12 protein-coding genes are annotated in these 23,833 nt (G+C 36.8%); 1 reads left to right on the plus strand and 11 read right to left on the minus strand.

What is annotated here, in order from left to right; genetic code table 11:
• Positions 1–345 precede the first annotated feature (345 nt).
• The 10 genes from I6F48_RS15825 to I6F48_RS15870 form a co-directional block, all read right to left on the minus strand.
• Positions 346–3,273 (minus strand): TonB-dependent receptor, encoded by a 2,928-nt coding sequence (locus tag I6F48_RS15825; RefSeq protein WP_197119802.1) that lies wholly within the window; start codon positions 3,271–3,273, stop codon positions 346–348.
• A gap of 395 nt (positions 3,274–3,668) precedes the next feature.
• Positions 3,669–4,382 carry a metallophosphoesterase gene (locus tag I6F48_RS15830; RefSeq protein ID WP_166379560.1) on the minus strand — a complete coding sequence of 238 codons (714 nt, stop codon included), beginning with the start codon at positions 4,380–4,382 and terminating at the stop codon, positions 3,669–3,671.
• A gap of 217 nt (positions 4,383–4,599) precedes the next feature.
• Positions 4,600–4,845, minus strand: a complete 246-nt coding sequence (locus tag I6F48_RS15835) for a YfhL family 4Fe-4S dicluster ferredoxin (protein ID WP_024594128.1) — start codon at positions 4,843–4,845, stop codon at positions 4,600–4,602.
• A 703-nt stretch (positions 4,846–5,548) separates the two neighbouring features.
• Positions 5,549–7,507, minus strand: coding sequence for a sulfatase family protein (locus I6F48_RS15840; protein WP_158001031.1), 1,959 nt, complete (start codon positions 7,505–7,507; stop codon positions 5,549–5,551).
• A gap of 103 nt (positions 7,508–7,610) precedes the next feature.
• Positions 7,611–10,295, minus strand: a complete 2,685-nt coding sequence (locus I6F48_RS21555; RefSeq protein ID WP_197119803.1) for a hypothetical protein — start codon at positions 10,293–10,295, stop codon at positions 7,611–7,613.
• Between the two features lie 253 nt (positions 10,296–10,548).
• The gene (locus I6F48_RS15850) at positions 10,549–12,417 is read right to left on the minus strand and encodes a right-handed parallel beta-helix repeat-containing protein (RefSeq protein ID WP_024594240.1); all 1,869 of its coding nucleotides are present in this window, start codon (positions 12,415–12,417) and stop codon (positions 10,549–10,551) included.
• A 32-nt stretch (positions 12,418–12,449) separates the two neighbouring features.
• Positions 12,450–14,255 carry an alpha-1,3-galactosidase-related protein gene (locus I6F48_RS15855; RefSeq protein ID WP_166379566.1) on the minus strand — a complete coding sequence of 602 codons (1,806 nt, stop codon included), beginning with the start codon at positions 14,253–14,255 and terminating at the stop codon, positions 12,450–12,452.
• A gap of 85 nt (positions 14,256–14,340) precedes the next feature.
• The gene (locus I6F48_RS15860) at positions 14,341–15,960 is read right to left on the minus strand and encodes a sulfatase family protein (RefSeq protein ID WP_024594238.1); all 1,620 of its coding nucleotides are present in this window, start codon (positions 15,958–15,960) and stop codon (positions 14,341–14,343) included.
• A 196-nt stretch (positions 15,961–16,156) separates the two neighbouring features.
• The gene (locus I6F48_RS15865; RefSeq protein WP_024594237.1) at positions 16,157–18,652 is read right to left on the minus strand and encodes a glycoside hydrolase family 2; all 2,496 of its coding nucleotides are present in this window, start codon (positions 18,650–18,652) and stop codon (positions 16,157–16,159) included.
• Positions 18,653–18,923: 271 nt separating this feature from the next.
• Positions 18,924–19,949, minus strand: coding sequence for a LacI family DNA-binding transcriptional regulator (locus I6F48_RS15870; protein WP_024594236.1), 1,026 nt, complete (start codon positions 19,947–19,949; stop codon positions 18,924–18,926).
• 142 nt (positions 19,950–20,091) lie between these two features.
• Between I6F48_RS15870 and I6F48_RS15875 the strand changes: the two genes are divergently transcribed.
• Positions 20,092–21,486 carry an MFS transporter gene (locus I6F48_RS15875; protein ID WP_024594235.1) on the plus strand — a complete coding sequence of 465 codons (1,395 nt, stop codon included), beginning with the start codon at positions 20,092–20,094 and terminating at the stop codon, positions 21,484–21,486.
• A gap of 147 nt (positions 21,487–21,633) precedes the next feature.
• Here the strand turns inward: I6F48_RS15875 and I6F48_RS15880 are convergent, their stop codons facing one another.
• The gene (locus I6F48_RS15880) at positions 21,634–23,769 is read right to left on the minus strand and encodes a multiheme c-type cytochrome (RefSeq protein WP_197119804.1); all 2,136 of its coding nucleotides are present in this window, start codon (positions 23,767–23,769) and stop codon (positions 21,634–21,636) included.
• Between the last annotated feature and the right edge of the window lie 64 nt (positions 23,770–23,833).

Below are 23,833 nucleotides of genomic sequence, written 5' to 3' on the forward strand. Positions count from 1 at the left end.
CTTAGTTTTAAACTTTCTTTTGGAAGATTTAAAACCGAAGTTTTATTTAACTCTCTGAGTTGTTCCTGCCTCGCTATGCGTTGGCGTTTCCCGTCTCAGTGGGGTCGCATTATAGGGAGATTCGAGCGGGGGTCAATGTTTTATTTCAGCTTTTTGACAATTAAATGAATTTAGTATGAAAGCTATACAAATAAAGGGTTGCGAGGCTTTTTCTGCCTATTAAACAATCAACATATGAGCGACAAAACTATGTGCATACATAAAATTATACTATTTGGCTCTGTTAGGTTAAGCCAACTAAAGTTAGTCAGTTGGCTTTTGATAAAATATTGCGTATGTCGTTAATTAAAAGCTGTAATTAAAGCCTGCGTAATAGCGCCGACCCGAATAGCTCGAGTTAAGTAATCTTGCATCTGTATCATCACCTAAGCGCGTTACCGATTCCGACTTAGTTAAATTAATAACAGCAGCTGTTAAGCTTAGCCCTTCATACAAATTAACCGATGCATTAACGTCAACTTGCTCGTATGGATCTTGATATACATTTAACCCACTATTAAGGCCTAATACTGTCTCCCCTCGTTTGTTATATGAAGCGCGCACATTAAAAGCGTCACCTTCATAATAAACAGAAGTGTTGTACTGATACTTTGCACTACCTATTAATGCCGACTGACCAAATTCTTCACCATTTACAGTTACATCTGCTTTGTTAGTTTTGTTATAGGTGTAGTTTGCGTAAAAGCCAAAACCATTATCAAAGGCATGCTGGATAAATACTTCCGCGCCTTTAGATACCGCATCGGTACCATTACCTACAGTGCTGTACGGGGCTATATTAATAATACCGGCATCCACTATGTTATTTTTACCGGCAAAACTTTGCTCTACATCTATTACCAGTGGCACAACAAAGTTATCTACTTTTTTATGGAAAAGCGCCAATCCAATAGCAGAACCCTCGCTGTAATAATACTCAATAGATAAATCTGCTTGAACTGATTCAAATGGTTTCAAGTTTTTATTACCGCCACTACCGCTAAAACCAGGCAATTCATTAAATGCAGCTCTATCATCGGCCCATTCATCCGATACAAACGTAATACGCTGCTGCGCACCTAAATCGCTGTAGTCAGGACGAGACATTACTTTTGCTATTGCCCCACGTATAACTAAATCGTCAGTTGCATCCCACGCTATATTAAAGCTGGGTAGTATTTGAGTATCTTTGTTTTGCTGAGTGACTAACTGATAGTCTTCTACAAAACGTGCGTCACCCGTTACTGGCTCACCTGTTGCGTTATTTGTGTGATCTAATTGGTAGGTATATAAGTCGGTAGATGAAGTAAATGTTTTAGTTTGTACTACGCGTACGCCCAAATTACCTCTTACTTCACTAAACTCAAAATCGCCTTGAATATAAAAAGCAGATATTTTTTCTTCAATGTCGTAAACAAAGTTATCTTCAATACGTGTATAAGGAACATAGTTAGCAGTGACCATATCGCGGTATTTATCCCAATCGATACTTGGCATTTGGTTTATATTAAAACCACCAGCAATATTACTCTCATTCGTAAATACATTTTGAGCTAATGGCATTCCACCATTCCACTGGTAGCTATCAAAACGCGTAATACCTTGCTCGCTTGCTTCGCCCGCAGCTATATCAAAATTAGGATCTAAAAAGAAGGTGTTGCCGGTTTCACGGTGAAGGGTTGAGTTACGGTATTTAACACCGGTTCTAATTGTTTTTAAAAAGCCCCAATCAACATAAAAATCCACATCAGCTTGGTAATAATCTTCTTCTAGCTCACTGCGTACAAAACTTGAGTTTGAAGAACCCGCATCACGACCGCCTCCAATTCCATTTTGTAAGTTAGTTAATGTATTAGGGTCAATATTAAGTGATACATTATTTTGGTTGAGTGACCAGCCTGCCGTTTGAGCTGCATTTTGTATAGCAGTGGCGTTTTCGCCGGCGTTTGAACTTTTATATGCAGCCTCCCAGCTTTCTTCTGGCCCTCCTTCTGATTTTGTATTACCCACAACAAAACGCGCTTTAAAATTATCGCCTTCGTAAGTTAAATTAAAATCAAAGGTATCTGAAGTAGATTCTTCACGTACATAACTTCCGCGCATCCACGGAAACTGCATATCACTTTCAATACCGCTTGCCATCGCATCGTATTGCATACCAGTGACAATAGTGCCCGATTCATCAAGGTTAACATCCGTTAAAAAGTCAGGATTGAGTGACCACTCAGGTATATCAATCACAGATTCTGTTCTGTCTTGCCCGAGCGTAAAGCCAAAGTAATTAAATCCAAGCTCTAAACGATTTGTTGGTCGCCATTGCGTACTAAATTGAATTCCTTCACGCTCACGTTTTTCGTTAAGAACTGAACCTCGCACAACTTGTGGAAACCAAACTCCATCGTAACTGTTTCCGTTTGCATCATTAATAGTATCCCAGCCGTTATTGTTATCAACTGCGTTACTGTTTATATCTGAAGGTTGTCCACCGCCGGTGTAACGCCACACATTTGAATCAGTTCCGCCCGAAAGAGTTCGGTTTGTCCGCTCCTGATACGTATAGCCTACCAATACACCGAAGTCTTCGTCATCGTTTTTCCATGAATATAAACCCGTAAACTGTGGTTCGTATTCTTTTGTAACATCAGCGTAAGTACTCTCTACATTAAATACACCTGAGTTTGCATCCATACTTAAAGGTTTTCGGCTATGCATTAATACAGTACCACCAACCCCACCTTCATCTAAGCGTGCCTCTGGCGATTTATAAATCTCGACACTTTCAATCATCGAAGACGGTAACAAAGCATAGTCAAATGAACGCGAAGGTTCACCCGGGGAAGACGCAATAAAATTACCATTAAGCTGTGTAAAAGTAAGTTCTGATGATAAACCACGAATACTGACTGACGAACCTTCCCCACCATCACGCTCAATTACCACACCGGGTACACGCTGAAGAGAGTCTGCTACATTTTTATCAGGGAATTTTCCAATATCTTCAGCGGTAATTGCATCAACCACAGAGCCTGACATACGTTTTACATCTAAGTTTTCGGCCATGCTTGAACGGATACCACGTACTTCTATTACTTCTATATCTTTTGTGTGCTGCGAGTTTTCGTTTTCTTGCGCTGCAAAAGCACACGTAGAACCCAAAACAGAAAAAATTGATACATAAAGTGATGACTTACAAAACGTTGAAAAAGGGAAAGGGTATATACTTGCTAATATCATGTGAGAGGTTGTTCCATTTAAATCTGCTCATAAAACTAAAGCGAGAAGTTAGTCCTTTTACGTAAACTATTTACGTAATGGCAAAAATTGTTCCTAATTTTACACAGCCAAACTTAATGGTTTGTTAACCAACAATATAAAATCGAGTGGATCCTCTTTTAACTGTATTTATACCTATTAAATGAAAGTTAAAACCCAGCCCACACATCAAAGCCGCTCTTAATTAACAAACTAAGAGAGGCTTTGCTGTGTTTAATAGCTTGATAAAATAATTACAGTGGGTAAATCATCATAAAGTGTATATAGAAAACGAAGGTGTATAATTAGGAGATGTAGTCAGCAGCTTACATTTTAAAAAGCAAAGCTGCCGAATGATATTTAAAAAGTAGAAAACCCTAAAGAACAGATGACTTTTCAAGTGTAGCAATAACCTCTGAAAGCTCGAGTAATGTAGGCTTTCCACCGTGATAGTTAGTATCTATATGGTAACTATTGCCAACCCAGAAAGGTGCTTTAGTTGAGTTATGTCCATGTATTGAAAAGTCGACTCCATGACTTTTAACTACCTTATTTTGTTTAACTACTTCGCGATCCCACAATAGAGATTGCACAGTCACCGATTTATCATCAGGATAATTTTCCCAATCCCACGATTGCGGAAATGTATGAGACAACCCAATTTTATAACCGCGATATTCAAGTACTATCGAAAGCGGCTTTGTTAGTAACTCATTACACATAACATCGAGCTTTTCACTCGATACATACTTATGCCAATTGCCACCATTGTCCGTCCATAATTTAAAAGCGGCAGCATCATTACTTAATAATGACTCCAGCATTAAATGCTCATGATTACCTAATATCAAACATGCCTTAATTTCGTGTAAGTACGTAAATAAATCATATGTTTTATCCCCACGATCAATAAAATCACCTAAACAAAATAAAGTGTCGCTTTGCGGGTTAAAATTTACGGTATTAAGTGCGCTTTTTAACGCTGGTAAATCACCATCAAGATCGCCAATTACAAATACTCGGCACTTATCATTTATGAATACGGCTTGTTTTGAAGATACAGCCTGAATAGCGTTAATACCTATATCCAAAATAGACTCCTATAGAATGCAATCTAAAACTTAGATTAATACTTGAGTTTATAAAGCCTTAAGGTAACACAATATAGTTGATAATTAATGAAGGTAATAAGATTTGATTGAAACTAAAAACACATGACGGCGGATTTTTGCTACAAGCTACATAAGTAATGTAGATAGTTTTTAGCCGATAGTAAAAAGCGGCTTAGCAAAATACCTAAACAAGCTATTAGCTAGTTAACAGCACATATTTATCAGCCAGTTCATCTAAGCTTTCACGCTTATTTGGATCAGGCTTTATACAGTCAATAGGGCAAACACTTACACAAGTAGGTTTATCGTAATGCCCTACACATTCAGTACATTTACTAGCATCAATTTGATATATTTTAGCTCCCATATAAATAGCCTCATTAGGGCATTCAGGATCGCACATGTCGCAGTTAATGCATTTGTTATTTATGAGTAGAGCCACTTATAAGCCTCTTCAATTAATATCATTATAAAACAAAAAGATAGAGCTAAACTAAATGTTTTTTGACTACTTTTGATACAAGTCCAGTTCAATAATAAACCTTTATTTTTCTTTAAATCGTAGCACACATTCGTAACACACCATTTTATTTTTAGGTGTAAATTGCAGCCACGAATTATGCCTATTTTTCTCTGTTGCTTTGTTGATCTCAATCAATAAAAATCGCCGCAAGGCCTTTATTTATATAGGTTATTACAAAGTGAAGCACTCTTTATCAACGCTTACCAAAGTTCAATACACGAAAGCTAAACTAGAATGGAACCAGCTCAAACCGCCGTTTTCTATGCAGCACATAAATCGGTGTGTTATTTTGGCCACTAAAATCATCTTTTTTAAAGGAAAAGAGAATTTAAAACAAGGGACTAAAAAATTAGACACTAAGCGTTTATCTAAATATGAAGCACAACACAGTCTTCGTATCATATTTACGTTATCTAACATTGTGCCTTTTTACTCGATCTTATCTAAATCGTTTTTAGCTCCAACTGAAACCTCTAGCTTAAAGTGGTTTTGGTACGTTTCTTCAAAAGTCTTTTATTTGGTGGACTAGGTTGATTGAAGTTTAAAAAGCAGAAATATCTGACAATGTAGTTTGGCTAACACCATAACGACTCAAAAATTTTAGCCGTTATGCTGTTTATTGCTAGATTGTTTTTAAATAAGTTACCCGGTCTTTAAACCAGCTATTAACCATACGTTGGCTAAAGCTGTTCATTGGGCTGCTGGCATTAGTACGTAATTTACCCCATGATTTTTGCAGTTTAATATCAAACGTAGTATCCAATTCATCATGTAATTGAGTAGCAATATTTAGTATTGCTAAAACGGTTAGTGGATTTTCTGTTTGTTCTATTAAGCTTTCTAAATCAGCCTTGGGAGATATCCCTTGATTAAGAGCCAAGTACTGAATAGCCCTACCTCGATTAAGTGCACTACTGTCATGTAGTTTTATTTTATTGATTAAAGGTAATAACTCATTTGCCTCACTACCAAACGATAACAGCGTATTCATTGCCCAATAGCGATCCCATTGTTCATTTGATAACAATACTGCCTTTAACTTATTTTTTACTTGTTCAAACGGTTGTAGGCTCATATCTATTATATTGATAAAGCGGGCAATATTACTTTTGTGCTTTAAACCAAAAGTATTGGGGTCATCTTTTGCAATATCGACTAAATAAGATTCAGGATAAAAAGCTAAATCGGGCATCGATCGCAGCTTTTTTTGTAATCCTGTACGCATTTCAATCACTTCATCCGTGTATTGTGGTAATAGTGCTAAATTTTCAGTTTCGAAAGGATCTTGTTCAAGGTCGTATAATGCCTCTAACGGCTTATGTTTAAAAAAAGCACTTTGTACAGAGTTTAACTTGTTAGCCTTAAATAGGTATTTCCACTCTCTGTAAGCGGCCTGTTTATAACGGTAACTTGAAAACAATCCATCTGGGTTAAAAGGTAAATAGTTACGAATATATTTATATTTACCTTTGCCAAAGCCTCTTACCATATCGTATTTTTCATCAAATCTATCGGCAAATGAAAAGTTTGTATCACGCTTATTTAAATCATCTAAACTTAAATTTTTTGACAAAAAGCTTTCGCCATCCTGCAACTTAGATTTAGGTAAACCTGCCAGTTCAAGCAAGGTAGGGGCAAAATCTATAAAACTAATAATGCCATCTACTCGAGTCGATAGCTTAGCTTGTAAATCTTTATGTAATAAATGTCGAAAATTCTTTGGTACACGAACAACTAAAGGAACATTAAGGCCTCTTTGTGAAACAAACCCTTTGCTACCTGGTAAAACACCACCATGATCACCAAAATAAAATATGAATGTATCCTCTAATAATCCTTCCTCTTTAAGCTGATTTATTACCACGCCCATCTCTTTATCTACTTTTTTATGTAAGTCGAGATAACGAGCGTACGTATATCTGAATAGTTCAGTATTGGGGTGGATAGGATCTAATTCTACTAAATTGGGATTATGTATCGTTGGTAAATTTTCTATATCGCTTTCAGGAAAGTGTAGTTTTCCTTCATGCGTGGTTTTCCACGTTTGCATATGAAAGAAAGGTTGGCCTGCTTTGCGATTATGCCAGCTCGCTCCCTTTTTTGACGAGCTCCAATTATTCTGTGGTGAGATAAAGTTATAGTCTTCTTTGGCATCATTTGACGTGTAATAACCTGCTTTAGTGAGGTAATCACTTATTGTGCTTAATTCTTTAGGTAAGTTTATACGCTCAAATGGGCGGTGATATTCCATTGCTAATTTAGCAGGATACGCCCCCAGGGCGAGCGTTGTTCTTGCTGTTGAACATACAGGCGAGTTAGAAAATGCATTATTAAACACTAAGCCTTGCTCTGCCAAAAACTCTATATTGGGCATTTCAGCGCCTTTAGCGTTATACAATTTTAAATACCGTTTCGAGTTATCCTCTGATACTAACCAAACAAAATTTGGCCTTTTTTCAATCGCTTTTTTGGAAATAGGCGAGTCATCATTCGATATAGCAGAAGACTCACAACCCGATAACAGAGCAGAGGCAAGGCATATCGTTAGTATATGTCTCATTCCTAATTTTTTTATTGTCATAATATTCATCACTTATTAAGATACAAAAATAGCGGCACTCAGTACGCTTATTTAGTTAGTTAGTTAGTTAGTTAGTTAGTTAGTTAGTTAGTTAGTTAGTTAGTTAGTTANGAACTGATCCAGCAGGAACAGTAACGTTCATTTTATTATCAGTTATATGAAACGCTTCTTTAGATAAAATATCTTTTACCCATTTCGCTTTTTTATGAAAATGTATAGTTACATCTCTATCTTGAGGGTCAATATAGCCTTGATCGACTAAAATAATACGGCTATGTTTCTCGTCTAACTTAATTACAGACCAAGCAGAACCTTCAACACGTATAGGTAAATTTTGTGCTCCGAGCTCAATTGAGTGTTGCATCTCTGGGTAAAATTCTTCTGCACCTATCTCTTTATCATTACTAAAACCGACTCTTCCATTTGATACAAAATAAGGGGTATTTTGTTTTTTTAATTGCGCTGCAGATTCTATAGGGGCGATTGGGATCATGCCATTTGGCATTGGCGGAATGAAATTCAACCATCTATATTGCACACCTAAGGCCGCTCTAGAATAATCATACTTTGGTAAGTTTGTACCCGCCCATTGAATTTGCCCTAAACTCATCAAAGCATTGGAGTCATTTTCACTGTAGTGATTCATTTCGTGATGATTAGTTATTGAATGAGCTAACTCTATGTCTACATCTTTTATTAGCATCCATGAACCGATTGATTGCATTGCATCTTTTTCAACAATCGGTAAAACACCCGACTTCATTAATGCAAATAGAACATTTAATCCTGGCTGCTCGGTATAACGGCTATCAAAAATAATACCCATTCTTGAACCATACGCAGCTCTTAACACGGCAGTTCTAAGGTAGGGAGATACACTGCGCTGTCCACCAGGGCTAAGAGGACGCCAACTGGTTGGGTTATCATCAACAAGTCTCATTGCGTAATCGTTAACATAACCACCTAAAAACATGCCAACTCTACCGGTAAAATTTATATCTTGCGTACGTGATGTCGTATCCTCAGCAGAAGGAACTAAAATATCAGCGTACTGCCCAGAAAAAAACATATCTTTCCAAGGTTGCTGTTGAGAAGTCGTAGCCCAAAAAACATCTTTATATCTAAAATATAATTTTGCTTTGCCTTGCTTACGCATTGCTTTGGCTAAGCGTGGCATATACTCCGAGATAAAATAAAGTACTCTTGGATCTTTCGGGTCGTGCATTTCAGCATATAAAAAGCCAAGAGCGGTATTAGGAGCGGCCTCTAATATAGCCTCCATTGTGTCAATACTAACCCCAAATGGGTCTATACCGTGACCAGACCAAACAACAAAACTTTTTCCTTTGGCCTCAAATGCCTTCGCTTTTTTAATTAATTGCTCTCGCGTATCTTTGTATTTACCTCGGCGATCTTGCTTAAGCGCAATTTTGCCTATTTTTTTAACTAATTGGCTGCGATCCCATTTTTCAGTCCATCGCTCTTGGGCTACGCTAAGAAAATCGGCACCATTGAGTTTTTCCACATCACTATTTAGCTCTGCTTTAGTTAGCATTACCCAAGGTTCATTAGATTTCTTTTGGTAACTTGGCATTTCAAAAGCTAATGTTTGTTCATACAAATCATTAATATTTTTTTCAACTTGCGCTAACCGACCGGTTAATTGATGAGGAGTGTCTAACCAATTTTTATTATTTAAATCAAAACTATAAATAGTATTACCTCCACCAATTTGGCCTGCCGCAAAAAGTTTTTCGCTAGTGGCTGATAACTCTATATCATTAAAAATAAGGCCGGTGTGCTTTTCGCCAACTTGTTTTATTAACTTTCCTTTTGCATCAATTAAATAAGTAAGCCCCCCAAATTGAAGTACTATTTCGTTATACTTAGGTAATAGTGATGTGCCGTACACATGCGCATAACGCTGTCTTTGTGCAGATGCTATTTTAAAGTCTGCAATGCGTTTAAATTTGCTATTGTAAGCAACAAACGATGCAGCAGACTTTTGACCACTTTTATAATCACCGAAAAATAATAAATCGTCTAAACCATCCTGATCTAAGTCTGCGATGTCGATATCCGTTATCATCATATTTTTAGAAATGTCTTTAACATTTCGATCTGCAGGGCTAATTTTGCTTATTACCTTCTTTGATTTAGGGTCAATAAATCCCATAAAATCCCAACGATACTTATCACGATCTAAAGTAAAAACAAATAAGCTGTCTTTGTCGCTGGATAAAAAACGACCTGATTCTATTTTGCGAACCACACCCTCTAATTTTGTTTCGCTGAGTAGTTGTCCATTACTATTTAGCTCATACAAAATAAAGTTATTCCCCCCTGCGTAAATCCGTTTTTCACCGTCAACACGTGCTACTGCAACTTCACTAAAGCGAACTTTTTTAGGTGGAGTAAATTTCCAAAGAGGGGCTACCTTATTTTTAGATGTGGTATCCCATGCATAAATACTTCCATCAGCACTTGCTGCTATTAGCTCATCAGATTGATCATTATTTAAATCCGTACTATTTATCTCAAAAAGTACTGCTTTATTTTGAGTTGCGCTTCGCCACAGCTCTTCACCATTTGAACTATAACTTGCTACAGCACCATCTAATTCAGATGTATAAACAACGGGTTGACCATTTACTGTACCACTTGTAATTTGACGAAGACCATTGCCCTGTGTCGTAAAATAATCTTGTGAAACTTCACTTGCAAAGCTGCTAACACAGAAAAGTAACGTTATTGATGCCGCGCTTAATTTATTAACAATTTTTTTCATTGATATACCCTCACCTTTAGGTGAATTGAGAAACTTTAATATAATGTGTGTGTTTTAATGCGATAGTTAAATATTTACCTACTTAATTTATAAACAGGCCCTAAAAAAACGTGTAGAGGTGCGCTCCTAAAAGATAAATTTTAGAGTGGCGTGTTTATTTAAGTTACCCGTTGTTTATTTAAAGTAGGCGTTATAAAAGCTTATATAAGCAATATAAAACTGACTAAAAGTACTTATTATTAAAATACTCATTTTAGTTTTTAGCTCTTTTATAAGTTGTTGTGGGACTAAGTAGCTGGGACTTACTTTCAGAGAATCCTTGTAAAATATTATTTATAGAAATGGTAATATTGTCGCTGTTGTTTATTAAAAACAATGAGTCATATTTTTTACGCTCAGGATATCCAGTCGTTTTTTCAATGATGTTATTTTCAAAAACTAAATGTGAAACAGAAAATAAATTGAGAATAGGCGCTTTATCAAACACTTTGAATGTGTTGCCTTTTATTACAATATTTTTGTTATATCGTGATGTTTCTTTAAACTGCTCATCAATTCCAGCGTCTACGGCTATAACCCCCTGCCCCCACTGACTATAAAAACTATTTTCAAAAATATTATTTTTAATCGTTACATCTCGAACGCCACCTTGCTCAAACCAAAAATTTGCGTCGCCTTCAAATAAAATGGCCGATCCCGATGTATGAAAATAGTTATTTTCAACTAACGTTTTACCGCGGCTATTTAACAACATACCTCTGGCTCGGTTTTTACGAATTGTATTTCCTTTAATTATGACGTGTGCATAATCTCGAACCTCAGCAACAGAATCACCTTTTTGTAACCGGCTATCAAATGGCTTAACAAACTCAATTCGCGTTACTTCATTACTAACTCGAGTACTCTTTGCAACCAAAGCTGACCCATAAGTTATCAAACTGGGGCCATGAACTAGCTCTAACTCAGTTTCTGAGCCTATAAAATCGAAACCAAATTGCTGTGGATGTTGTAGCTTAATTTCTACCGTTTTATCATCTATAATTTTATCAATTGCAGCATAAATTCCATGTATGTTAGTTGCATCATCCTTTTGACTTTCGAATAAGTTATCAATCAACTTAATTTTTCCAGTACAATTAACAAAATGCGTTGCATCCGCTGTTGTGCTTACAATACGCCCTTTGCTAGGAGAGACTTTAGAGTCTTTGATTGTAATATTATGAGATCGTTGAGCAATTACTCCCATCCCCCCTGCATGATGAATGGTAATATTATGAAGTTCGACATTGTTACTGTCTGAAATAACCACACCGGGGTAATCACGATGCTTTGCCTGAAAAACTAATATATTTCCAACTTTTGCTTTCAAATTTGGATGAAAAATTCTTACAACGTCGCCTCCATCTAGCTTTTCAGCACGTAAAGCATTTCCAGTAAATATATCTTGCGCCATATACTCAGGCTCACGCAGTGCAAAGTTAAACTCTAATACACGCTTGTATTCATATTTATATTCATCTTGCGAAATTTGTTTACGTTTAAGTCTGTCTTTACTTTTTATTCCTGAGGCTTGAAATAGCTGAGACTGAAATTTTAAAATACCGGCCTCATTAATCTTATAAGGGAATTGGTCTGTAAATTTTAAATCTAAATACCCTTTTCCAGCACCAACAATTAATGCTTCGGAGTGAAAAGCCCGAGAAAAGTCGATAGAAAAATTACGAAGTATAATATGACTACTTTCATCTAAAATAAATGGCACTAAACCACCATGAAAAATAAAAGTAGAGTTATTTCCATCTATTTCAAGATTATTAAATAATGACAAAGGAAATGTAATACGTTTAATACCTGGGTCATTATTGCTTATATACATTAATCTATCGGCGGCTCGCTCTTCATAAAAGTCGTACCGACCTTTAGGAAAAGTGATTTTTGTTGCACCGATTTTTTTAGCCTCTTGCAAAGCTTTATATAAGCTATGGGTACTGTCGGATCCTGTATCTTTAATCGCGCCAAAGTCGCTTATATCTATCACTTTATCATTTGCAATAGTGCACAAGCTAAATAGAAATAGAGATAGAGATAAACTCAAAGTGAATTTAACGACAGAAATAAACATAAAAGATCCTTTGCCATATAATTTGATTGAAGTTACTTAATAGAGCCGTCGTCTATTAAAGTGCCTTTAGAGCTATCATCAACGATAAGCACTCGTTGTACTTTGCCATTATAAGTATTGTTTTTAAGTTCAATATTTTCACTGTTAACAAACTCAAAAAGTGGGCTATCTGGATGCAATACAGGCTGGTTAATATTACGATTAATCGTATTACCCGACACCGTTAAACCGCCAACTCTATCAGCCCAAACAATACGATTACCAAAGCTATTTATTGTGTTATTTTCAAATCGAATGTTGCGATCGTATATCTCATCTTGATTAAAACTTGTGCTAAGTCTTGGTGTTATGTTTAAAACCGCATGAGGTTTCCCTGCATAAGCTACATAGTCAAAAGTATTGTTTCTTATGAGTACGTCCTCTACTGCACCCGATTCGTACCAAAAGAAGGTTTCTCCACGAAACAAAATTGATGACATCATTGATGAAAAGAAATTATCTTCAATAACGGTTTTTAATGGTGTTTTTAAAACTACATTACGCGCGCGGTGGTTTTTAATGATGGTTTTACGCATTGTGAAAGTAGGGTTCCACGTTTTATTTTCTAACAAGTCACCTTTGGTAAGCTGTTTTGGCAAGCTATCTTTGAACTTAATCTGCGTATAATTTTCATTAATTATGTTTACCGATTCAACTATATTTATATTTTCTCTTTTGGTATTTGGCTGGTGTATAAACCAAATTTCATCACCTTGACCAGTAAACTCAAATCCTGTTTGCTCAAAGTGACCAAACTTGACCAATACAGTGTGACTATCAATTATTTTGTCAACTATGGTGTAAGTACCATGTACGTTTGCACCGTCATCTAGCATATTTTCAAAACGACTATTTTCTATTAAAATATCGCCCTTACAATTAGCAAAGTGAGTTGCATCAGCCGTTGTAGAAATTAAGCGCTCTGAACCATCACGTAAATAAACGCCTGAGTTTAGAATCTGAATGTCTTCACTTTTTTCAAATAAAAACCCCATTCCTAAAGCGTGATGTATAACTACATTATCAAACACTATATTTTTAGAATTTTTCACTTGAAAAGCAGGTGCGTACCGATGTGTTTCTCTGTCGCCTTTTGAGCTTGTTAACGAGCCAATCGGAGGGTGATTTTTAAGTTTTTCGTGAATTCTTAAAACACCATTTCCTAAGTCTTCTACGTTATCTGACTTGCTTTTACTGTCTATACCACCATGAACAACTCGCTTTTCATTTTTATCCCAAGCAAGTGTAGAGCCTAAATAGTCATAACTAAATCCATCAACATTTGGGAACCGAATTTTTCCTCCTTTAAGATCCCACTGATGATCGCCTTTAACAGGCCTTACGTCTCGATACCCTTGTTTCTCATTTACTGCCAGTACTTCAGCTACAAACGTAAACGGTATATCCCAATCAATAGTAATGTTGCTAACTTTAACGCTTTTATTATTATAAAATTCAAATGGCGCTATTTGCCCATGAAAAATAAATTCAGACCCAGCACCTTCAATTTCAACTGAGTCAAAACCATCTAAAGAAAAAGCTATTTTTTTTAATCCATTACCATGATTGGTAATTCGTCGGTACTCACTTGATGCATATTCAGGTAAAAACTTATAAGTCCCTTTCTTAAATACAATTTTTAAATCTTTATCTTTTACATTTTTCAGAGCGCTGCGAATAATCGGGGTCATATCCTGCGCTACCGGTTCAAAAGTTAAAACCTCTTTAGCGTACAACTGCATAGAAAGCAGCGGTAAAGCACTTAAAATTAAGGGGATTACTTTAGTTTTATAATTCATTCTTATGTCTCAATTTTTTATGGGTTGTGTTTATGATCTTAATTGAACGCTCAGAATTAATATTTCTGAGCGCTCAGCGCCTAAGCTACTGAAATTTCTTTCGGTATATATGCTCTATTTCGCTGTAATACGGCGTTTTAGGCTTTGGCATGTAGGCTGGCCATTGGATTGGTGAATACACTTTATCACCCGGTATATTTACTGAATCAGGATGGTGTAATCGATAGCTTTCACATTGAGTACTTACACAATTTTTACCCCATATATCAAGCACCTCTTTAACTGCTCGCTCAGACTCTGGATATGCACCCTTGTCGTCTGTTTTGGCAATCCAATCGAGTAAAATTTGGCGATGACGTAAGAGCTCTTTTTTATACTTAGGCAATGCAGCTAAATTTTTAATTTGGTCAGGGTCTGATTGCAGATCATATAACTCCTCTACCGGCTTTGTTGCAGAATAGTATGCTGCTTGCACTGGGGTTAGCTTACCTTCTTCATATAAAGCACGAGCCTCTATAGAGTATTGTTTTTTATCGCGGTATTGCGGTTGAGCGCTCGAAAGCTCTGGATGAAATTGGCGTATGTAACGGTATTTTTCAGTTCGTACGCTTCTCGCTCTGTCAAATGTATAATCCATTCGATCTTTGGCTGAAATAACGTAATCTCGACCTGAAAACTCTTCAGAAAAAACATTCTTACCGTCATAATAAGAAGGAATATCAATCCCGGCTAAAGCAAGGCTGGTTGCTGGTATATCTAAACCGCTGATCAAATCATTTCTTACAGCACCTTTACCTTTTAATAGCTCTTTACCTGCAGGCCAACTGATAATTAAAGGTACTTTTACGCCATCCTCATAAAGCTCCTGTTTGTGACGAAGTAACAGCATGCCATGATCTGAAAACCAAAAAATTGCAGTGTTTTCTAATATATTATTGTCATCTAACTCTTTTAAAATTTGGCCTAATTCGATATCAGACAAAACTTGAGTTTTATAATGCTTTGCCCATTCAGCGCGTGTTGCCGGGGTATCTGCATAATAAGGTGGAAGCGTCATTTTATCAGGGTCGACTTGAGGAACGTCTTTACCCTTAAAGTTATGATGCTTTCCGCCTTGTAGCTGTATCTGACCAAAAAACGGTTTATTTTTAAGGTTTTTGGCCCAATCAAATTTAGTGCCGTCATGTGCACCTTGAAAGCCCGCTTTTCCTTCGTGAGCATTGTAAAGTTTGCTACGATCATACTTAAAATTGTAATCATCTTTACCAATATTAAATGTCTGATATCCAGCATCAACAAACAGCTCTGGAACCGTTTTATATCCTTCTGGTAAAAAAGTCGCATTGTAACTGGCACGACTAGAACGATGATTTTGAAGGCCCAAGGTCGTTTGATATTGCCCTGTAATTAATGCTGAACGTGTTGCAGAACACACTGGAGCAGGCTGGTGTGCATTTGTAAAACGAACGCCTTGATCTGCAAATTGTTTAATATTTGGTGTTGATACAGTGTAATCACCCCAAGCATTATTCCACGGATTTTGATCCTCCATATAAATCCACAAAATATTTGTCGGTTTTTTTTGATTAACGGCTAATTTAGTTTTATCTATATTTTTAATACTTTTTGAGGTACTCACCTCTACATTAGCGTGTGCGCTAACTGTAATTAGCATTGTTATTGGTAAAAAAATTCTAAGTAACATAAAAGGCCTTTTATAAAAAATGATACAAGCAATTAAATGTATCAATAAGTTGAAATACAGAACCGTTTGTTATTTTCATCCAAGAAAAACACTCCTCAGCTAACTACTCTAAAGTAATGCTTTTCCCTTCCACGATTAATCAGCCAATCGCAGCTAGGCAAATATCGCCGCGACCACTGCAACACGGGCTATCTGCTTACTGGCTAATTAATACAACTGAATCTGAAATTAATTTTTCTCCACTAGCAGTCACTTTTATTTCCCCTAGCATGTTTTTATTACTTTTAACGATTAACATGGCTTTGCCGTAAAAGGCATGACGATAATCAGCTTGAAATGGGGCTGTTGTTGCCGAATCACCATTTCCGACCCCAATAATTTCGCCAGCACCTTCAACTTTAAAATTAATTTTATTATCAGCATCAGGAACTAAATTACCGTCTTTGTCTGTAATCTCTACGGTGATATAAGAAAGATCATAACCATCTGCGCTCAGTATTTTTCTATCAGGAGATAGCGCTATTTGAGCTGCTTTACCTGCTGTTTTAACCGTTTTAACAGAAACCACTTTATTATTTGTATATGCTACAACCTTAATTTCACCAGGTTGATACTCTACGTCCCAACGCAGTCGATACGGAGAATCAAAGTATTTAACCGACTTGTCGTAACGTAGGCTGACAGGTAAGCGTACTTTATCTTCACCTTTTCGTTTTCTTCCTTTAGATTGACCATTTACAAATAACTCAACCTCTTCAGCATTTGTATATGCAAAAACAGGGATTGTTTCACCGACTTTTTCGGGCCAGTTCCAATGTGGTAATACGTGTACCATTGGTTTTTTTGTCCACTGGCTTTGGTAAAGGTAAAATCTATCTTTTTTAAATCCAACTAAATCAACAGCCCCAAATGATGAACTTCGTGCTGGCCAATCTTGATTCCAATAAAACTTATTTCCATGATCACGACCACCGTAAGGCGTAGGCTCGCCAATATAGTCAAAACCTGTCCATATATACTCACCCATAACACTTGGATTATTCTTTAAATTTTCGAATTCTATATCTGGGATATAAGCCCAAGGAGGAGTGATCACATCAAAACTGGTGACATATTTAGACTCATGCTTATTATATTTTTCAATTGGGAAATGATACACACCACGCGTACTTACAACAGATGATGTCTCCGTTCCTACAATTATCCAATCGGGGTGTGCTTGCTTAATTTCTTGATATTTATAAGCCTTATAATTTAGACCCACAATGTCCATTTCTTGTGCCATGCCTTTATCTATAAAGTCAGGGTACATGCTCAAGCCATTGGTAACTAAACGGGTAGGGTCTTCGTCATGTGCAATACGTTGTAAATTTTTAGCAACTTTCCAACCGTCATCTGTGCGCTGCTCCATAACCTCATTACCAATACTCCACATGATTACTGAAGGGTTGTTACGGTATTGTTTGATCATGTCTCGTAAATCGCGGTCATGCCACTGTTCAAAGTTCTTATTGTATCCATTTACTACAGCAGGTTTTTCAATTTCCCACATATCGAAAGATTCAACTTGCAATAAAATTCCCATTTTATCAGCCAATTCAACCAACTCTGGTGATGGAGGGTTATGAGAAGTTCGAACAGAGTTAGCGCCCATTTCTTTCATTATTTCTAGCTTTCTTTCAATAGCACGCTTATTAACAATAGCGCCTAGCGGCCCATTGTCGTGGTGTAAACAAACACCCTGAATTTGAACTCTTCGGTCATTGAGCCAAAAGCCATCGTCAGCCTTAAATTCAATTTTTCGAACACCTAGCGGTACAGAATTTACATCAACAGTTTTTCCATCTTTTACAACGCTAGTAACTACCGTATATCTATATGGATCTTCAGTGTCCCATAGCCTAGGTTGACTAATTTTAAGTTGATGTTGGATTTTATGTTCACTATTTGCAGGTAATATAAGATCTAGAGCTGTCTCATCGACTACAACACCCTCAGCTGATTTTATACTTGTTTTTATAACAACAGCTTGAGACACTTTTTCGGTATTAATAACAGTGGTTTTATAATCAACAATCGCTTTATTTTTTGTAATAGCTGGGGTTGAAACAAATGTTTCCCATTGCTTAATATGTACTTTGTCGTTAATTTCAAGCCAAGTATTACGATAAATACCTGCTCCTGAGTACCAACGAGCTGAAAAATTTTCAGGAGATAACTTTACTGAAATCACATTTTCATCGCCTGGGTTGTTTAGATAAGGTGTAATATCAAATTCAAACGCAATATACCCAAATGGACGACTGATAACCTTATTTCCATTAACAAAAATTTCAGTGTTCGACATTGCACCATCGAAGGTGATAGAAACTGATTTCCCAAGGGTCGATTTTGCTAAAGTAAAATGCTTTCGATACCACGCTGTTCCAAATACCGGTAAACCACCATTTCTAGCACTGTAAGTTTTATCAAATGGTCCTTCAATTGCCCAGTCGTGAGGCAAGTTTAACGTTCGCCATTTTGAATCTTCAAATTTGCTTTTATCTGCACCAACGTGCTCACCTTTGGCAAATAACCAACCATCATTAAAACTTTCTCTCTCATTATTTGCCCAAGAATTAGCACTAATCATGCTTATTAGCATAATTAGTACTTTTAATGGCTTATATTTATTTACAAAATTGAAGTTCAAAATACTATTCCTGTATGACTTATTAACTAGGGATAACGTTATCCTTAAAAATTAAACTTAATTGAACGGTATGTCAATATCGCATTAACTTTATATAAACTTAAAAATCATATAAAAAAACATAAACAACTGATATTCATCGTAAAATAAATAGTTATGTTCCTCGTTCTTTACAATAAATTACATTGGGAGTTAATCAGGATAAACAGCAGGGGGGATCGTTATCCTAAGAGGAGGTAATTAAAACAAGTTAAATATAGGAGCTGATAACCTACAAATCTATTTTTTTAACTGATTTGCGCACAACTAAAGTAGGCATAAATAAATGCGTTCTTTGAACTATATCTTCTTTTTCTAAAGTCATTTGTAGTGACAGCTTTGTAGCATACTCAGACATTTCAATAATAGGGTAACGAATGGTCGTCAGTGCTGGGCGACATTTATGTGCTATATCAAGATCATCAAACCCCATAACAGATACGTCTTCAGGTACTCTTTTGCCTATATCAAATAGCGCGTTCATGAGGCATACCGCCATTTCATCATTGTAAGCAACAATCGCTGTGAAATTTGCGTTTCTTTTGTATAACTCTTTAACAGCATACACACAATATTCTTCAATATTCGAAACAACGTCTTTTACAGGACTGTGTTCAACAATATTTTCTTCAGGGATTGGGATCCCTTTTGATTGAAAAAATTGACGAACACCTCGAATACGTTCTTCTTGATCGTTGTTGAGATTTAAACTGACTAAAGCGATATCTCTATGGCCTTGGCTGTATAAATAATCAGCCGTCATTCGCCCACCTGATACATTATCAAGCCAAACACATCTTGACGCTAATTCAGGTATAAAGCGGTTAATAAAAACTAAACCTGGAATTTTTTCAGCGAGATCTTTTAAATCATCAACAGAGCCAGACTTACTGTGCAAAATAATATTTTCGCAACCGTGCTCTCGAAATGAGTTTATGGCATCTATTTCGTGCTCAGGATCGTTATGTGAATTACGCATCATTACTTGAAATGACTTTTGGCGTGCTGCGGTCTCTGCACCAAAAGCAATAGAGCCAAAAAAAGGCTTGTGAAGTGCTGGAGTAACAATACCAACTAGCTCAGATCTTCTACTCACTAATGCTCTTGCATTGGTGTTGGGTCTATAACCCATTTCATCAATTACTTTTTGAACTTTAGCTCGACATTTTTTACCTACCTTCCCTTCTCCTCGCACTACACGAGAAACCGTTGAAGGTGATACATCCGCTACGCGGGCAACATCCTTTATAGTGACCATTGAGTTTAAGTTCTCCAAGAATAGTTAAGATAATTAATTTGTGCTAACGTTATCCCATAATTTTGCTCTTTTCAAATGAAAAATCTACATATCGCCTGATTATAACCATAAAAATAAGGTGGTTAAGCATTAGTGAGAAACCATGATCCAATTAAATAATAAAGACGTGATGCTTAAACAAAAAATATTGCTCGGTATCGGCTTTCTTGGAATATTTTTCTCTCATCAAGGTATCGGTATTTTAGCTATTCCTTATTACCAAATGACACTCGGTGTAGATCCTTTTTTCTTAGCCTTGGCTATAAAAGCTCCTGTTTTCGTAGCTAGTTTCATTTCCCCACTAGTTGGTTATTGGTCAGATAAATTACAAACCCCCTACGGTAGAAGAAGACCTTTTTTATTCGTATTCCCTTGGCTTTCATGTATCGTTTTTGGGTTTATTTGGATGGTACCTATTCATTGGGCGCAAACATACCAGCTATATTATTTTTCATTCATGGCGCTTTTATTTTATGCCTTTAATGCGTGTTGGACATTACCAATGAAGTGCTTGGCCTACGAGGCATCTAACAACTATCACGAACGAACAAAAGTTATGGCCTTTGTTACTTACTTTTTAAAATTAGGGGGTATTACCTATCATTGGATATTCCCTTTAGCAAAGCTAAGTATTTTTGGTGGGGTTGTGTTGGGCATGCAATATGTGGGTTGGGGTGTTGCTATAGTATGTTTGGGTTGCTTTGGTATGCTACCGGCTCTATTTCTAAAAGAGCGTGATTACAAAAAGACTGAAGTTAATAAAAATCTCCCTTTACTTTCAAGCTTAAACGCAATTATAAAAAATAAAAACATGAAGATTTTGCTCATTTTAATTGCTGTACAACTTACAGTTGGAAGCTTTGCAGCAAGCATGGATTACTACGTATTAGTCTACTACATGAATGACGGCAATATTCTGGCTGGCGCTACATCTAAAGGCATACTTTCGAGCTCATACGCAATTGCAGGTATTGCTGCAATTTACGTGCTGACATCCCTTTCTACACGTATAGGTAAAGTAAATACCTTAAAGTGGTCTTATAGAGTAACTATTATCGGCGGCTTTGCTAAGTGGTTTATATACCAACCTGGTAATGATTGGTGGTTGGTTTTAGATGCTATTTTATGTTGCTCAATTTGGGCCAGCATTGGTGTCATTGTATCTTCAATGATTGCAGATCAAATAGATGCTGATGAAGTTGCAAACAAAGTTCGTAGAGAAGGTTTGTTTGCCTCTTTGCAATACTGGATTATTGCAATTGCAAGTACCATTGCCATGATAGGCTCAGGGTTAACATTAAATTTAATCGGTTTTGACGCCTTACTTGGAATCAATCAATCACCTACCTCTCTTTTATTGATGAGAGTTATTTTGGTTGCGGGTACAATTATTTCGGCTGTTGTAGGTTATTTTTTTATTAGTAAATACAGTCTTGATGAAGAAGCATTTGAAAAAATAAAGCACCAATTAGCGGAAAAACATAGCCCGACGCCTTAAATTTATAAATGTAATGTGGCTTTTAATTTTAATTATATCAAACCACTATTATAAATCTCTATAGAGTTAACCGACCTTTGTACTGGTCGATTAACTCTATAGGCGTATTAAATCCGTGTGTAGCGTTTATAACTTAAGGTTCAAGTCTTATTTCAATAGACTGAAGTAGTTATAAGTATTTCTATCTTTTATTTTTTGAGCAAAGCCCATTCCTAAGTTTTTAAGCTGCTGCGCATTATTATAAGCGCCCATTTTGAGTTTTAATTCACTCACGGCCTGCGCTGTTGAGCCAATGCTATCTAGCGCTAAAAAGTACAAATAAGCGTATTGCACGTTATTACTCTCAAGTGTCATTGCGTGTTTAAATGAATTAACTGCAGCGGGTTTGTTACCGCTTCTAATAAGCGCCATACCGTTTGCATAATGTAGCGGCGCAGAGGTAGGTACTGCTTTTAAACCACTATTTAACGTGCTTTGCATTTTTGCTGTTTGACCAAGGCGATAATAAATATCGGCTAAATTTACATAACTTGCATCAAAGTAAGGGTCAACGCTAATGCCTTTTTGTAACGACGTTATAGCACCGTTTATGTCTTGTTTATTAAGCGCGAGCATACTTTGATTGATGTTACCTTCACCGCGCCATGTATTGACAGTATTGGCGTGTGCAAGCTCTATGATTGATTGATTAAGCCCATTTAACTGCGCTGTTGTTTGGCTTAGGTTTTGCGCAGCAGCAACACGCACCGACTTTAATTTGTCGGTTAATAGTTGCTTATAGCTTTTTAAGCGCTCTGCTTCGGGGAGTAAAAAGCCCATTTTAGCAATCGCTAAGCGAATAAGCGGAAGCGACGAGTTAACCCAACTTTTTACTGTGGCATCGTTTAGCTCAGCGCCCGAATTACCTAAATAGGCAATTGCACTGGCGCGGTCTATTTCATTTAACGAAAAGTCATTAATTAAGCTCATATGTGCATTTTGCGATATCGCTTTTAATGAGCGCAGTTCAAGCATACTGTGCTCGCTTGCACTTAATGCCGGTGCTTTACCATGCCATTTTTCAAGCGTGCTTGCTGCCCATTCGTTTGTTTGACCGTCGTGGCATTGCACACACGCATTGGGTGTATCGTATTTTATTGATATGTCAGGGCGCGGAATTTTAAAGCTGTGGTCGCGCCTGTCATCAACGCCCATGTATCTGTTGGTTGGCATGTGGCAGCTAACACATTGTGCGCCGGTTGATTGTTCTTTATGGCGATGATGCTCGGGTTTGTTATATTCGCTGGCACTGTGGCACTGTAAGCACAGCCCATTTGTTTTTGTTTTAACTTTCATGGTGTGTTTATCGTGGCAGTCAACACAGTTAACTCCGGCTTTGTACATTTTACTTTGTGCAAAAGAGCCAAACACATACACTTCTTCTTTAATTTGGCCATCGGCGTGATACAAATTTGGTTCTAAAAATGAAGGACTAAATTGGTCTAAAAACGCTTGGCTGTTATCAAAGCCATCGGTTAATGGGCTTCGAAGCGAATGACACGCATAACAGCCTTGCATAAAGCTGTTATCGCGCGGCTCACCTTGCCAAGTAGCAATTTTATTATCGCCAATTATTTTCCACTGCGACATATTGGTAGGGCTTGTTTGAGCTGTCTTTATTATTTTTTTAGTTTTATGTTCATCCGTTATATCGCTGTGGCACGATTTACAGCCCACATTTATATTCGAGAAGTGCGTATCAAAGCTTTCTTTTTCAGTAGTGTAATTACGCTTTAAATTATCTGAATGGCAATCGGCGCACATGCCGTTCCAGTTTTGCAGAGGTTGCAGCCAATGGAGACGGTCGCTGGGTTTTACATCTTCGTTAGCGTAGTTGGCATACCAACGCTTTCCGCCTAGTGATTTAGCGCGACTATCCCATGCAAAGGGAAATACTTGGTATTTGCCTTTTTCAACTTCAATTAAATACTGTTGCAGTGGGTCAAAGCCAAATACATAACTTACGGTGTACGTTTTTTTTGTACCTTGCTCGGTCAAATCAATTAAAAAGGCCTCTTTTTCTTTATAAAACACGGCTTTTTGAGAAAAGTGGGTCGCGGTTATATTACTAAAATCACCAAGCACGGTATCTTTATTGGCTAAAGCCATTGAACTTGCATGGTCTGACTGCTTCCAATCGTAGGTTTGTTGTTGATGGCAAGACTGGCACTCATCATTTGCAACCGCTGAAAAACAGCTGCATAAAAAAAGAACAACAAAAAGGCTGTTTTTTATATTTATCATTATGGGCTCTACTTTAAAAAACGATGATGGGCTCTAAACTACACATATATTATGCAGTGCTAAA

Source organism: Pseudoalteromonas sp. SWYJ118, assembly GCF_015864505.1.
Lineage (GTDB): Bacteria > Pseudomonadota > Gammaproteobacteria > Enterobacterales > Alteromonadaceae > Pseudoalteromonas > Pseudoalteromonas arctica.